This is a genomic window from Melioribacter sp. (genome assembly GCF_049325435.1).
GTDB classification, from domain to species: domain Bacteria; phylum Bacteroidota; class Ignavibacteria; order Ignavibacteriales; family Melioribacteraceae; genus Melioribacter; species Melioribacter roseus.
On record NZ_JBMOLD010000015.1, the window covers coordinates 133,462 to 147,397 of the forward strand.

General features: G+C 41.8%; 14 protein-coding genes. 10 read left to right on the plus strand and 4 right to left on the minus strand.

The features are described from left to right. Positions 1-8: 8 nt before the first annotated feature. Complete coding sequence (locus tag ACOYVE_RS12525) at positions 9-1,367, minus strand: TatD family hydrolase (protein WP_014856126.1); 1,359 nt, start codon at positions 1,365-1,367, stop codon at positions 9-11. Positions 1,368-1,382: 15 nt separating this feature from the next. After that, positions 1,383-2,378 (minus strand): phosphoribosylformylglycinamidine cyclo-ligase, encoded by a 996-nt coding sequence (purM, locus tag ACOYVE_RS12530; protein ID WP_014856127.1) that lies wholly within the window; start codon positions 2,376-2,378, stop codon positions 1,383-1,385. A 172-nt stretch (positions 2,379-2,550) separates the two neighbouring features. Between purM and hrcA the strand changes: the two genes are divergently transcribed. From hrcA to coaD, 8 genes are read left to right on the plus strand one after another with little or no spacing between them, the layout of a single operon-like run. Further along, complete coding sequence (gene hrcA / locus ACOYVE_RS12535) at positions 2,551-3,600, plus strand: heat-inducible transcriptional repressor HrcA (protein ID WP_041356414.1); 1,050 nt, start codon at positions 2,551-2,553, stop codon at positions 3,598-3,600. Positions 3,601-3,602: 2 nt separating this feature from the next. Continuing rightward, a complete protein-coding gene (grpE, locus tag ACOYVE_RS12540) occupies positions 3,603-4,232 on the plus strand; it encodes a nucleotide exchange factor GrpE (RefSeq protein ID WP_157867344.1) in 630 nt (209 codons plus the stop codon). A 2-nt stretch (positions 4,233-4,234) separates the two neighbouring features. Continuing rightward, positions 4,235-5,353 (plus strand): molecular chaperone DnaJ, encoded by a 1,119-nt coding sequence (dnaJ, locus tag ACOYVE_RS12545; RefSeq protein WP_014856130.1) that lies wholly within the window; start codon positions 4,235-4,237, stop codon positions 5,351-5,353. Positions 5,354-5,401: 48 nt separating this feature from the next. Next, positions 5,402-5,917, plus strand: a complete 516-nt coding sequence (locus tag ACOYVE_RS12550; protein WP_014856131.1) for a ComEA family DNA-binding protein — start codon at positions 5,402-5,404, stop codon at positions 5,915-5,917. A 20-nt stretch (positions 5,918-5,937) separates the two neighbouring features. Beyond that, on the plus strand, positions 5,938-6,495 hold the full coding sequence (locus tag ACOYVE_RS12555) for a hypothetical protein (protein WP_014856132.1): 558 nt from the start codon (positions 5,938-5,940) through the stop codon (positions 6,493-6,495). Between the two features lie 18 nt (positions 6,496-6,513). Then, on the plus strand, positions 6,514-7,440 hold the full coding sequence (locus ACOYVE_RS12560; RefSeq protein WP_014856133.1) for a hypothetical protein: 927 nt from the start codon (positions 6,514-6,516) through the stop codon (positions 7,438-7,440). A gap of 2 nt (positions 7,441-7,442) precedes the next feature. Beyond that, complete coding sequence (rsmD, locus tag ACOYVE_RS12565; RefSeq protein ID WP_014856134.1) at positions 7,443-7,991, plus strand: 16S rRNA (guanine(966)-N(2))-methyltransferase RsmD; 549 nt, start codon at positions 7,443-7,445, stop codon at positions 7,989-7,991. Positions 7,992-8,045: 54 nt separating this feature from the next. Further along, positions 8,046-8,525 (plus strand): pantetheine-phosphate adenylyltransferase, encoded by a 480-nt coding sequence (coaD, locus tag ACOYVE_RS12570; protein ID WP_014856135.1) that lies wholly within the window; start codon positions 8,046-8,048, stop codon positions 8,523-8,525. Here the strand turns inward: coaD and ACOYVE_RS12575 are convergent, their stop codons facing one another. Both ACOYVE_RS12575 and ACOYVE_RS12580 read right to left on the minus strand, forming a co-directional pair. Beyond that, positions 8,526-10,643, minus strand: a complete 2,118-nt coding sequence (locus ACOYVE_RS12575) for a sodium:solute symporter family protein (RefSeq protein WP_157867348.1) — start codon at positions 10,641-10,643, stop codon at positions 8,526-8,528. Between the two features lie 7 nt (positions 10,644-10,650). Next, positions 10,651-10,866: a hypothetical protein gene (locus tag ACOYVE_RS12580; protein ID WP_081489541.1), complete on the minus strand. Its 216-nt coding sequence runs from the start codon at positions 10,864-10,866 to the stop codon at positions 10,651-10,653. Positions 10,867-11,068: 202 nt separating this feature from the next. Between ACOYVE_RS12580 and ACOYVE_RS12585 the strand changes: the two genes are divergently transcribed. Both ACOYVE_RS12585 and ACOYVE_RS12590 read left to right on the plus strand, forming a co-directional pair. Continuing rightward, the gene (locus tag ACOYVE_RS12585; RefSeq protein ID WP_422882265.1) at positions 11,069-13,141 is read left to right on the plus strand and encodes a peptidylprolyl isomerase; all 2,073 of its coding nucleotides are present in this window, start codon (positions 11,069-11,071) and stop codon (positions 13,139-13,141) included. A gap of 73 nt (positions 13,142-13,214) precedes the next feature. After that, entirely contained in the window at positions 13,215-13,916 is a 702-nt protein-coding gene (locus ACOYVE_RS12590; RefSeq protein ID WP_157867350.1) for a hypothetical protein, read from the plus strand. Positions 13,917-13,936: the final 20 nt, after the last annotated feature.

Below are 13,936 nucleotides of genomic sequence, written 5' to 3' on the forward strand. Positions count from 1 at the left end.
TTTGGCTTCTAAAAATATTCTCTTTCTCTGAATTCAACTCCGAGTTCTTCGGCGACGAATTTTTTTGCTCTTTCCGCGTCGACGCCGTTGATGCCCACAATAGACATTACGACTTTAGAATATTTTTTTGCCTTCCGCGCAAAATCGAGCATCTCTGCGTGCATCGAAGGATCGACTCTCATTAATTTGGCATATTGTTCGGGGTCGACGGAATTCAAACTTATCGATACTACGTCTATTAATCCCTCGAGTTCCGGAGTAATATCGCGTTTGTTAATATAATTTCCGTGTCCGTCGGTATTGAGTCGAGTCTTTCCGCCGTTTTCTTTGACATAACAGGCAACTTCCTTTACAACGTCCCATCTGATTGTAGGTTCTCCGTAGCCGCAAAATACAACTTCTTTGTATTGCTTCGGATCGCCGATTTCTTTAATATAAACGCGAGCCTCCGGTTCTTCCGATTTTTTCATCTTCAGATTATAGCCGTTAATTACAGCGTCGCCTTTTCTGTCGCAGAAAATACAGTCGGCATTGCACCTGTTCGTAACGTTGACGTAGAGCGAATTGCCGATTTTATAAGTATAACTAAGCTCCGGTTTTTTTCCGATGCCGAAAAGTTTGTACGCATTATAATTGGTCGTCCTTGCTACGTCTTCAACGGTTATATCGTGGAGTTCGGCAATCTTCTCCGCGATTAATCTGATATAAGAAGGTTCGTTTCTTTTGCCTCTGTGAGGCGCCGGAGTCATAAACGGCGAGTCGGTTTCGAGAAGCATGTTTTCAACGGAAATCTTTTTGACGATATTTCTGAGTGTGTTTGCCTTGCTGAAAGTAATGTTGCCGGTAAACGAAACGAAATGTCTCAGTTCAATTAACTTTCGAGCTTCTTCCAGGCTTCCCGAAAAACAATGGAACTGGGCTTTCAAAGGAGTGTCTTTATATTTTTCGATTATCTCCATTATGTCGTCCGAAGCTTCGCGGTTGTGTACGATAATGGGAAGCTTCAATTCGAGCGCGAGTTCTATTTGCGCTTCGAAAGCTTTAATTTGTTTCTCCCGGGGAGAAAAATCGTAATAATAATCGAGTCCGATTTCGCCTATAGCCACAATTTTTTCGTGTTTCGATAGGTCTCTCAGCTTGTCGATCAACGAATCTTCCCATTCGTTTGTATCGTGCGGATGAATTCCGACGGATGCATAAATGAAGTCGTATTTATCGGCAAGTTCAATTGCCTGTGCTGCGGAAGCCAGATCGGTTGCCGGAACGAGTATGTAATCTACGCCCGCCTGACGCGCATTTCGGATAACTTCTTCGAGGTCGTCGTTAAAATTAGGATAGAATAAATGAGCGTGAGTATCTATAAACATTTTGATTTCCGATTATTAAACAATTTCTCCGATAATTCGTCCGTGTTCGCCCGCAGTTTTGAGCAAATCGAGAGCTTTGTCGACGTCGTTTTTGTCCAGAATGGCAATGAGCCCTATACCCAGATTGAAAACGTGTCTCATCTCTTCGTCGTCAATTTCGCCGGTTTTTTGAATAAGTTTGAATATCGGCGGAACTTCCCACGAGTTCCAATCGATTTTGATCGTCAACCCTTCGGGAACCACTCTTTTCGTATTGCCGATTATTCCGCCGCCTGTAATGTGCGAAAACGCCGCAACGTTTAAATTTTCTTTCAGAATATTAATCGATTTCAGATACGACTTATGGATTTTAAGAAGTTCGTCGCCGAGGGAGCCTTCGAATTCGTCGAATTTGTCTTCCGGTTTGAACTTATCGAAAAGCGCTTTTCGGGCAAGCGAATATCCGTTTGTGTGCAACCCGGTCGAAGGTAGTCCGATGAGCGCGTCTCCTTTTTTAACGCGGGAACCGTCTATGATTTTTTCCTTTTCTACAATGCCGACGATCGTACCGGATATGTCATATTCGTCCGGCGCGTAGAGGCCGGGCATCTCGGCGGTTTCGCCCCCGATAAGAGCCACTCCGTTTTCTTTGCATGCAATCGAAAATCCTTTGAAGATTTGTTCGGCTTTTTCGGGCTCGAGTTTTCCGAATGCCAGATAATCCATAAAATATTGCGGTTCGGCGCCGCAAACGGCAATGTCGTTTACGCAATGATTTACGAGATCCTGTCCGATTGTATCGTGACGGTTCATTTTGAAAGCGATTTTAATTTTTGTGCCTACGCCGTCGACGCTCGAAACGAGAACGGGATTTTTCCAGCGTTTAAGGTCAATTTGATAAAAAGCGCCGAAATGTCCGATACCGCTTAATACGTTTTCGTTAAACGTCGACTTGGCATATCCTTTTATTTTGTCGACGGTTTTTTCGCCGGCTTCTATATTAACCCCGGCGTCCTTGTAGTTAACTGCCACGTTAAAATCCCCGATAAATTTTATCTGCAAATATAAGCATTAAAAATGGAAACTTTCCTGTGTCTCAGTTTGTAACACGCAACGCTTGATTAAAGTTTTCATCTAATCCTGTATAATTCTGTTAATTTTTGGTATTTTTGCAGGTGCGATTTCAGATTATATGGTAAAAGTTATGTCAGATTATCAGTTAAAGGACAGGGAAAAGGCAATACTAAGGTTTGTGATTCATCAGTTCATATTGACCGCAAATCCGGTCGGCTCGAGGAATATTTCAAAAAAATATAATATCGGGCTGTCGCCGGCTACGATACGAAATATTATGGCTGACCTCGAAGAATTGGGATACCTGGACCATCCGCATACGTCTGCCGGACGGGTTCCGACAGACAAAGGGTATCGCGTTTACGTCGATTCGCTGATGGAACCGCCGTATCTCGACAGGAAAACGAAAGAGGTTATCGACGCCAATCTGAACGCGCATCCTTCTTATGAAACGGACGACCTGCTTAAAATTACGACCAGCATTTTGAGTAATCTTACCGATCAGCTGGCAATGGTAACCTATCCTAAAATTGAACAGGCAAAACTCGAAAGAATTCAGATTGTCCGTTTGTCGTCAACAAGAATTTTAGTGGTTGTTACCATTCAATCCGGTTTGATAAGAACCATAACCCTGGAGCTCGACGCCGAAATTGAAGAGGAAAATATTGAAACCGTTCAACTCTTTCTGAACGAAAGACTCTCCGGATTAAAGTTTTCCGAGATACGTTCTACTATTGCCGAAAGAATTAAAGATATCGACGAAACAAAATATAAGCCGATTGTCCGTGTTTTTCTCGATTCGGTTGATCGAATTTTTACTGACATCAGCAGCGACAAAGTAGTTGTAAAAGGCGCTAAGAATATACTTAAGCAGCCGGAGTTTGCCGATCACGAACAGTTTCAAAGCGTAATCGAGCTGATTGAAAACAAAGACATCATTATACATGTTCTCGATAAGAAGCGGCAAACCCAAAAAGACGACCTGGTTATTTCGATCGGAAAAGAAAACCAGGACGAAAAACTGAGCGAATACAGCATGATAACGAAAGAATATAAAATAGGAGACCTTGAGGGCACCGTTGGAATTATGGGTCCCAAAAGGATGAATTATTCTAAAATAATCGCAGCCGTGGTTTATATTGCAAATCAATTAACCGAGGAGTTAACAAAACAGAGATGACTATGAAAAAGAAAGCTCAAAAAAAGAGTAAGGAAGAGGTTAAAATAAATCAGGAACAGGAACTCAATAAAGCCGATCAAAATCAGAGTCCGGAAGAATCCGAAAATAAAGAAAGCGAAAAGGAGAAGGATATTATTAAAGAATTAAATGAGAAATTAGAGAAACTGGAAAAAGAAAATTCTGAATTAAAGGATACTCTTTTAAGAAAAGTAGCGGAATTCGAAAATTATAAAAGACGCACCGAACAAGACCAGCTCAATATTATTAAATACGCCGCCGAACCTTTCATAAAGAATATTTTGGCGGTCTACGACGATCTGGAACGTTCTTTGGGTCACATGAACGAAAACAATAATTACGAAGCGATGAAAAAAGGTTTGGAGCTGGTTTTCGATAAATTCACCAAAACACTCGAGGCTCAGGGAGTTAAAAAAATAGAAGCCAAAGGCCAACCTTTCGATTTCGAAATGCACGAAGCTTTAATGCAGCAGCCTGTCGAAGGCTTGCCCCCTCACACTGTAGTGGACGTAGTTGAACCGGGCTATATGTATAAAGACAAAGTGATTCGTCATGCCAAGGTGATTGTAAGCGCCGAAACTCCCGAAAATCAAAATAACGAGGAAGGACAATAAATATGGCTAAGAGAGATTATTACGAAGTCCTGGGTGTGAGCAGGGACGCTTCGCAGGATGAAATTAAGAAGGCGTACCGGAAATTGGCGATGCAATATCATCCCGACCGTAATCCGGGAAATAAGGAAGCCGAAGAAAAATTCAAAGAAGCCGCCGAAGCTTACGAAGTTTTGAGCAATGCCGAAAAAAGAGCCAAATACGACCGTTTCGGACACGGCGGATTGAAAGGCGGACAGGACTTTCACGGATTTGACAACGTCAACGATATCTTCAGTCATTTTTCCGATATTTTCGGCGGCGCTTTCGGCGGTTCTTCTATCTTCGATGATTTCTTCGGCGGTACGTCTTCAAGAAGGTCGCAAAGACGCAGTACGGGAACTCCAGGATCCGACATAAAAATAAATTTAAAATTGACGCTCGAAGAAATTGCAAGAGGCACAACCAAAAAAATCAAACTGAAGAAATATATCAAATGCGATGCATGCGGCGGTTCCGGCGCAAAAGCCGGCACGGGACATAAGACCTGTACTGTATGCAACGGAAGCGGAGAAATTCGCCAGGTTTCCAAATCGATCTTCGGACAGTTCGTAAACATAACCACCTGTAATAATTGCGGCGGCTCAGGTAAAATTGTAGCCGAACCGTGCGTCAAATGCTCCGGCGACGGTCGTGTTTACGGCGAAACTACTATAAAAGTTAATGTTCCGGCGGGAGTGCACGAAGGCAGCTATATGACTCTGCGCGGAGAAGGAAACGCCGGCAAAAACGGCGGTCCGGCAGGCGATATAATAGTTGTTTTTCAGGAACAACCGCACGAATATTTTACGCGCGAAGGCGACGATGTTATTTACGAACTTACAATCAGTTTTCCGGAAGCTGTGCTCGGAACCGAAGTGGAAGTTCCAACCTTGACGGGTAGAGCCAAACTTAAAATTGAACCGGGAATACAACCGGGAAAATTTCTGCGTATGAGAGAAAAAGGAATTCAGCACCTCAACAGCCATGGAGCAGGCGATCAATTAGTACGCATTAACATACACGTACCTAAAAAAGTAAATGCAAAAGAAAAAGAACTCCTGAAAGAACTGTTGAATATGCCGAATATTAAAGTGGATAATTAATATTTGTATATTATTAGATTATAACTTAAATTTAAACGCAACAGTTAGTTGAGGTGCGACATCGGACTAATCTACAATTTTACGCGTAAACTCGGATTTACACAGTCGGAAATCCGGGTTATTTTCTACCTGATTTTTTTTCTTATCGTCGGGGGCGTATTCAATTATTTTCTCAGAACTCACGGCAGTAAGGTCTTTCTTTACAATTACAAGCAAGACGACAGCTTATTTTTAAGCAGCGTTGAATTGGACGACCTGGTTCACGAATCAAAAATAATCGAAAATAATGTTGATATTAAACCGGAACTTTTAGATTTTAGGGAGACAAAAATTCGGGTTAATAACAATAATACGGCAGAATCCGAGATTATACCCGTTAACGTTAATAATGCGGGAATTGACGAACTTATAAAACTGCCGGGCATCGGAATCAAGACGGCCGAAGCCATTATCCAATACCGGAGTAAATACGGCAAATTTAATAAGATTGAAGATTTGCTGAATGTAAAAGGTATTGGCAGTTCAAAACTCGAGACGATAAAAGACAAAATTATTGTAAAATAAGAAGATTTATCGGAGGAATAATGTCTTACAAGTCTGAACCATGGTACATCCATGCAATTCTCTACGCGATTATAGCTGTGCTGGTCTTTGTATTAATAAAAGTAGCATATCTCGATCCGAAGGCAGTTCTCGAACAGGAGCAATTCTATAAAAAAGAATCGCGACTTAGAATGTCGAATCTGAGATCCGCTGAAAGACTGTGGCACGAAAAGTACAACCGTTACACCGATTCGATTGACAGCCTTATGGCATTTCTGAAAAACGACCCTTCGGTTAAAGAAGCAATTGAAGGCGTCGATTCGATTACGGGCAGACCCACAAATCCGTTCCTCAATTTAAGCGACGGAAATCTTGTATGGGATTCAATAACTCATTCGCCGAAATCGGGCAAACCTTATTTGCTGCAGGTCGATACTTCCGTATCAATCGATACTATTATTGACCGCAGAGGAAGAATTATTAATATCGATACCATAAGAATTATCGGTCAAAGATATTATATCGAATGCCCCGACGGTTACGGCACAATCGGAGATCTCAGAAGCGACGCTCTGCAAAATACCGCTTCATGGGAATAATTTAAGTATTGAGTCGTTGTGTTTCAAAATCATGTAGGCATAAATTTAACTGAATCAAAGCTGCAGTTAGTTGAAATAAGCTATAAAAACAATTCGTTCTTTCTGGAGAATATCGATCAGACGGCGCTCGGTCGACCATTTAGAGTTTCTTCCGACGACGATGAAAACTGGCAAAAAAAAACTCTCGATATTCTCCAGGATGCTTTTAATAAACTTCCCGTAAAAACAAATCTTACTTCCAGGTTTTCTTCTTTTACCCTTTCGAACTCCTTTTTTACGGTCTTCGAGATTCCGTACGAACATTCGCTTACCAGAAGAGATCTGATGGAGCATATCAAATGGGAAGTTTCGGTTCTGTTTCCGGAAACGAAGCCCGAGGACTTTCTTGTTCAGTATATTGAAGTCGATAAATCGGATATCCGCAAGGAAAACAGGTTGATTGTTTTTTTATTGAAGAGGAAATTGGCAAACCTGATCAAACAATTTTGTCTCCGCAACGGACTTACTTTGAAATATATCGACAACGCCCACCTGTCGTCGCTTGCGTTTTTTTATCTTTCGAAAAATAAATTTATTGATAAAATTACATTCAGCTTTTATATCGAACAGGATTATTCTTCGTTTATGGCGCTCGAAGGCGTCACTCCCTTTTATTTCAAAAAATATGACAATCAAAGCGACTTGATTACATCGGTCGAAAATACAATCGGTAAACTTTCGGAATACGGGGTCGACTACGGCAAAGTCGACAATTTTGTCATCAGCGGACAAAGCCTCACGGACGAGTTCATCAATAAATTCGGCGAAAAATTTCCCAAGAAAATTATTAAGGTCAATCCCTTCGAGTATTTCAAAACCACCGAACAGGTAACGAAGAATCCGCTCTACCTTTCGCAGCGCAATTCATTTACCGCAGCCACGGGAATTGCAATAAGGATTGTTTGAATATGAGAATTATATCCGGAAAATTCAAAGGCAGAACGATTAAATTTCCCAAATCGAAATTGGTAAGACCGACTACGGACAAAGTTAAGGAATCGATTTTTAATTACCTGAACAACATAATCGACTTCGAAGATATAAAAGTGTGCGATATATATGCAGGATCCGGCTCGCTGGGGCTCGAAGCTCTGAGCCGGGGCGCGGGATTGACGCACTTCGTTGAAAAAGATTTTTTTGTTTCGAAAACGCTCAGGGAAAACATAGAAGCTTTGGGAGTGGAAGATAATACGCGAATCTATCGTATGGAAGCTCTCAGATTTTCTAGTCAAACCGTTCACGAAGTTTACGATTTGATATTAGCCGACCCTCCATTTTTCAAGGACGACATCCATAAAGTTGTTAAAAAAATAATCGCGAACGGATTTTTGTCGGAAGCCGGCATTATGATCATAGAGCGTTCGATTCAGACATACGAAAAAGACAAAACGGAATTCGAACGCGAACCGATAAAAAAACTGGGCGACAGTTTGATTTATCAGTTTGATTTTCGATGACTGGCATTTTTTTATTATTATTGAATTATCGATTTTAGATTGGATGGAATCAAAATGGCAAAAGTAATTTATCCCGGAACTTTCGACCCCGTTACAAACGGACATATCGATATAGTGGAAAGAGCGAGCGAACTTTTCGACGAGGTGGTGGTAACGGTTGCCAATAATCCGATGAAAACGGCTCTGTTTTCGGTCGAGGAACGATTGGAAATGCTGCGTGAAAGCTTGAAAGATATTAAAAATGTCGAAGTGGATTCTTTTAACGGATTGGTCGTGGAGCATGCAAAACAGGTGGGGGCTATCGGCATAATCAGAGGTTTGAGAGCCGTGAGCGATTTTGAGTATGAATTTCAGATGGCTTTGATGAACCGCAAACTCGCCGGGGATATTACCACTATTTTATTGATGCCTCATGATAAATACACTTATTTGAATTCCACTATAGTTAGGAATCTTGCTCAGTTTCACGGGAACGTATCGGATTTTGTCCCTGCGATAGTCGAGAAAAAATTGAAAGAAAAATTCGGCTATTAATCACATTTCTTTTTCGCCGTAAAGGATTCTTCCTTCAATAAACAAACCCGATTCAAGATGGCGTTTTCGGATGTAAACTATACCGTCTTCATTGTGAGGCTCTCCGTACACCGTATGAACGGATTTCAAGCCGCCCAAATATTTCCTTGCGTCGCATAAATATACAAGATCGCCGGGATGAGCTTCCATTTTATGCATGTCTTTTTCAGAAAAATTGATTATGTCTTCATTGTCGTCCGTAATCAATTTCCAATGTACAAAAGCTTTCTCTCCTTCGCGCTCGTTAAGTTTGCTGCCTTTGAAAAATTCCTTGGCTTTGTGAATCGACCAGATTGTCAATCCTGTCGTTTGAGCTTCGGGATCGTATTTCACGTAATGAGTGGTTATTAATGCAACGAAGAACGACATAATAAGCGATAACGAGAAAAGAACTTCCACAGAAGCAAAATCGAGGCGCAACAAAGTAACGAGAACGTCTGTCAAGACCATTGCAACGCTGAAGGCAATCATGCCGTACATGATTAGATTGTGGCGTTTGTTTTTATAAATTTTTGTTGACAATTTTTTGAGTTGACGCTGAAATACAGTAACCAGAACCGCAAGAGCTCCGCAGACAATCAAATTGTAGAGAGCGCTCATGTAAGTATAAGGATGAACCGGATCGAAAGGTGTGCCGTGCGCAATAGGACGTATCAATTCATACGGGAAACGATTGCCCAACAGCATTAACGATATGCCTCCGATGACTGTAGTTACCAGTCCTGCGGGCGTATACTTTTTCCAGAAAGCGCCCAGAAAAATTGCAATCATCAAAGGCGGAGTTAGCGTAGCGTGGAAAAACGCATGCGCCTGATAAATCGTGGGATACGAAACAAATCCATAGACAGCCAGGACGCCCAGGAATGTAAACGCTACCGTCGAAAGTCTCGCTACGAGCATCGCTTTCTTTTCGTCGAGACGCTTACCCCTGTCGAGTTTCTTCAGCCAGATTCTGAGCGGCTTGTCAACGTCGTTTACATAAATTGCAGAAGCGGCGTTAACCAAAGTGCTTACGGTCGACATCAATGCCGCCGCAATTGCAGCTACTACGAATCCGAATACGCCGGGACCGGTCAATATATTGGCAACCACTACAAAAATCGTGTCGGGATTGGTATTCGGCGGCAGTATATCGGGATTCATTTCCGAGATTGCTTTGGCTACCCATCCGCCTCCGCCGACAACCACGGCGGAAATAGGCAGCATGAACAATATGTTTGCCGCCGCGGCTTTTCTGCCTTCGTGTACGTTTTTTGTAGCCATGAATCTCATTATCAATCCCATATTCATAAACAGGAATCCTACCGAACCGGCAATTGCGTCTTCCCAGAAAATTCCCACGGAATTGAATTCCGCCGGCGAGTTATAACCGGCAAAGGGAAGTTTCCAGCTCGTAGGCAATAAATTCCAGAAGGCGTCCCATCCGCCGACGTATGAAATACCGAGGAAGAAGACGAGCAAACCCGCAAAAACCAGCATCATTCCCTGAACCAGGTCGGTAAATATAACAGCCGTTTGTCCGCCGAAAGTTATGTAAGCCCCCGTAATGACCGCGGTAACCCAAATCAATCCCATTAATGTAATATGAAAGTTTATTCCGAAAATCGACATCGATTCGGGCATGAGGGGCAAAATTGCTTTGCCCATAGTAAGGAAACCGATGCCGACATAACCCGTTAAATAGAGAAGTTGAAGTATTGTAACCAGAAATCTTGCGGCGGGAGAAAATCTTCTTTCGAAATATTCGGGTATCGATCTGATTTTTGAATAGACAATTATCGGCAGCCATCCGAACATAAAAAGCGGTACGAAGAACCAGTCGTTTATATACGACATCGACGAAGAAAAACCGTATTTGAAACCCATTGCGGAATATTTGATAAAACTATGGCTGCTTATACCCGTTGCCACAATCGACATTGCAATAAGCCACCAGCTGAAACGCCTTCCGCCGAAGAAAAAGTCGTTTGTGTCTTTATTGTACTTGGCAAAATAGGTGCCGAAAAGGAGCATTGCAATCATATAAACGACCAGAACTATCCAGTCGGTTTGAGTTCCGATATTTGTCATAGTATTCATAATTTTCTCATAAATATAGTGCGGCAATTATTAGAAAGGCATGAAGAGCCATAAAATAGAAGTATCCGAATATTAAGGCTTTCCACCAGAAACGGTGGCGTTTTTGTCTCATATCGAGAGCTTTGGATTTTCGGATAATTATTAAACCCATTAAAAAGAAAATCCCGCCTCCAGCATATAGATAGATAAAAGGCAGCCAGGTGTTCATAAAATCGAGTTTCATATCCAAAACCTTTTTAAAATCGTCTATCAAGTTAGGACGCTCGGAAATTAATCGCAAATTAATTTTGGTTTTCCAGTTCGATTTTGAATTCTGCGAAGACAATAAAATGATTGCATTTAAGCTGGTGTGTATCTAAATTAAGCTTCTAAAATTAATTTTTTTCTAAAAACGGAGGTTGTCTTATATGGCTATGATGGCACGGATGAGGAGTTTAGCTCCGTGGTTCATACTAATGGTTGGCGGTATGTTTGTTCTGTTTATGGTAATTTCGGATTCGCGTGTCCTTGAGTTTTTGGGACAGCAATCGCAGAATGTAGGCTCGATTAACGGGGAAAGCATTTCCTACCAGGAATTTTCCAATATGGTCGAAAGAGCCCGTCAAAATCAGGAACAGGCTACCGGTCAGTCAATAGATGAAAACCAGATGGATTTTTTCAGAGACCAGGTGTGGGATGCTCTGGTTACTCAAAAATTAATCGACGAAAAAATTAAAGAATTTGGAATAGTTGTCACAGACGACGAAGTAAGGGACGCTCTCTTAGGCCCGAATCCGCCTGCTGAACTGAGACAACAATTTACCGATTCGACGGGAAATTTCAACAGGCAGTTGTACGAACAGGCCATGAGAGACCCGCGTAATAAAGAAATTGTCCTCTATTATGAAGATTTAATCAGAGAACAACTCAAACAACGCAAACTTCAGGAATATCTTTTTGCTTCGGTGATTGTAAGCGAGCAGGAAATTAAAGACGCTTTCGTTAAACAAAACATTAAAATGAAAGCCGATTATATTCAGTTGAATCCGAATATTATTCCCGATAAAGACGTTAATGTAACGGACGAAGAACTAAGAGAATATTACGAGAGCAATAAAAAAGATTTCAAAGTTGAACCGGCGCGGAAAATTAAATACGTTCTGTTCCGGAGAGTTCCTTCGAAGAAGGATTCGCTAGGTATTAAAAGCAATCTCGAAGCAATTGTCGCTAAATTGAAAGACGATACCGCTTCCTTCAAATCTTATGTGGAAATCTACTCGGACGTACCCTTCTCCAAAGATACCGTTTCGTTAACCGCAATTCCCGCGGAAGCACAAGACCTGATTTATAACGGCAATGTAGGGGATATTATCGGGCCGGTTGCAACAAGCCAGGGATATATTGTCTATCGTATTGTGGGTAAAGTTAGCGGCAACAATCCGGTAGTAAGAGCTTCGCATATACTGGTGCGTTCGTCGGCAAATGACGGCGAAGATTTGAAAAAGGCAAACGAAATTTATAATCAGTTGATAAACGGCGCCGATTTTGAAAGTCTGGCAAAAGAAAAATCTCAAGACCCCGGCAGCGCTTCCAGCGGCGGCGATCTGGGCTGGTTTGGCAAAGGACAAATGGTTAAAGAATTCGAAGACGCCTGCTTTAACGGACAGGTCGGCGTAGTTCAAAAACCCGTTAAGACCAATTACGGTTACCACATTATTAAAGTGACCGGCAAAACAAATACGGAATATGTAATCGAAAAAATAGTAAACCGCATTCAGATGTCGGCCTCTTCGTTGGACGATTTATACCAAAGCGCGTCGGATTTTTCCTACATTGCAAAAGAAAACGGTTTCGAATCGGAAGCTGAATTGATGAACTATAACGTGGTCGAAACTCCGCCTTTCTATGAAGGAAGCCAATTCATACCCGGACTCGGCGGCAACAGAGCCCTTGTTAAGTGGGCGTTCGAAAACAGCGTAGGCGAAATAAGCGATGTCTTCAAAGTGCCCGCAGGTTATGTGGTCGCGATGGTTTCCGACAAAATAAAAGCGGGATTTAAAGAATTCGACGAAGTTAAAGACATTGTTCGCAATCGCGTCTTACGCGAAAAGAAATTCGAGAAAGCTATGTCGATTGCAGAACAAATCCGCGTCCGCCTGGGCGACAACGGCGACCCCGAAGTCGCTATGGAAGTATGGGGTGGAATTCGTATCGACTCTACGGGAGAATTTACCGCGGCGTCAACAATTCCGAGATTGGGACAGGAATTTGCTTTTACCGAATATTGTCTCAAAGGCGAACTGAACAAATGGTCGAACCCTGTTAAAGGCAACAACGGAGTTTATCTTATTAAAGTAAGATACAGGACCAAATTTGTGCCCGAAACATATCAACTCCAAAAAACCGGGTTGGCAACGCAACTTCTCAACAGAAAGAAAAATACTCTTTTGAGTCAATGGATTCAAAAACTCAAAGACGAAGCCGACATAGTCGATAACCGTCATCTCTTCTATAGATAATTTAAACGAGGGGCAATCGCCCCTCTTTTTTTATCCTTTCTATTTTTTCCTCAATGATTTATCTTTAATCCCGATGAAACGATTGTTAATCATATACTTATTGTCGGTTGCGTCGCTTAACGCCCAGCTTTCGGAGATATCGCTTACGGGTAATTATACGACAACTTCAAAATTGTTTTTGCACCCCGAGGCTTCGAACCCGGACATAAAATATATTTATGAAGAGTTGAACGACATTTACAGTATAACGGCGGAAATACGTTATGGCATATCGGAATCGATCGAAACGGCTCTGGCATTCGAAACAATACGCAAAACAATAGCCAGAGACGATTTCAATCTCAACGGCGCTGCAATATCGATTGAAGAAGGTTATAAATTATACCCGATTGATCTCAGCGTCTATTACCGGCTTCCGTTTTCGTCGGATAAATTTAAGTTTTTTATGGGCGGCGGTGTTGGCGTTTATATCGGTAAGATGATAAGGAATGTGGTTAATGTTTCGACGGAAAATGCCGGTTTCAATATCGATTTCGGCATTCAGGCTTCGTTGGGTATCGATTATTATATTAACGATAAGATTGCGCTGCGCGGTCATATTCGTTTCCGCGATCCCGAAATAAAACTGAAAAGCAAATATACGGACGTATTTGTGAACTATGAAGGGAGAATCTATTTGATCTATCCCGATGAGTATACGACCAAAGTAAACATCGACGGCATTACATTCGGCATCGGTATTGTCGTAAACCTTGTAGGAATTATGCCGTTCTGATTAATTAACTATTTCTCGTA

What these genes read in the sequence shown, in the direction of transcription:
- ACOYVE_RS12525 (WP_014856126.1), bottom strand. Translation starts at nt 1,367, where the DNA reads ATGTTTATAGATACTCACGCTCATTTATTCTATCCTAATTTTAACGAC.
- hrcA (WP_041356414.1), top strand. Translation starts at nt 2,551, where the DNA reads ATGTCAGATTATCAGTTAAAGGACAGGGAAAAGGCAATACTAAGGTTT.
- grpE (WP_157867344.1), top strand. Translation starts at nt 3,603, where the DNA reads ATGAAAAAGAAAGCTCAAAAAAAGAGTAAGGAAGAGGTTAAAATAAAT.
- dnaJ (WP_014856130.1), top strand. Translation starts at nt 4,235, where the DNA reads ATGGCTAAGAGAGATTATTACGAAGTCCTGGGTGTGAGCAGGGACGCT.
- ACOYVE_RS12555 (WP_014856132.1), top strand. Translation starts at nt 5,938, where the DNA reads ATGTCTTACAAGTCTGAACCATGGTACATCCATGCAATTCTCTACGCG.
- rsmD (WP_014856134.1), top strand. Translation starts at nt 7,443, where the DNA reads ATGAGAATTATATCCGGAAAATTCAAAGGCAGAACGATTAAATTTCCC.
- coaD (WP_014856135.1), top strand. Translation starts at nt 8,046, where the DNA reads ATGGCAAAAGTAATTTATCCCGGAACTTTCGACCCCGTTACAAACGGA.
- ACOYVE_RS12575 (WP_157867348.1), bottom strand. Translation starts at nt 10,643, where the DNA reads ATGAATACTATGACAAATATCGGAACTCAAACCGACTGGATAGTTCTG.
- ACOYVE_RS12580 (WP_081489541.1), bottom strand. Translation starts at nt 10,866, where the DNA reads ATGAAACTCGATTTTATGAACACCTGGCTGCCTTTTATCTATCTATAT.
- ACOYVE_RS12585 (WP_422882265.1), top strand. Translation starts at nt 11,069, where the DNA reads ATGAGGAGTTTAGCTCCGTGGTTCATACTAATGGTTGGCGGTATGTTT.
- ACOYVE_RS12590 (WP_157867350.1), top strand. Translation starts at nt 13,215, where the DNA reads ATGAAACGATTGTTAATCATATACTTATTGTCGGTTGCGTCGCTTAAC.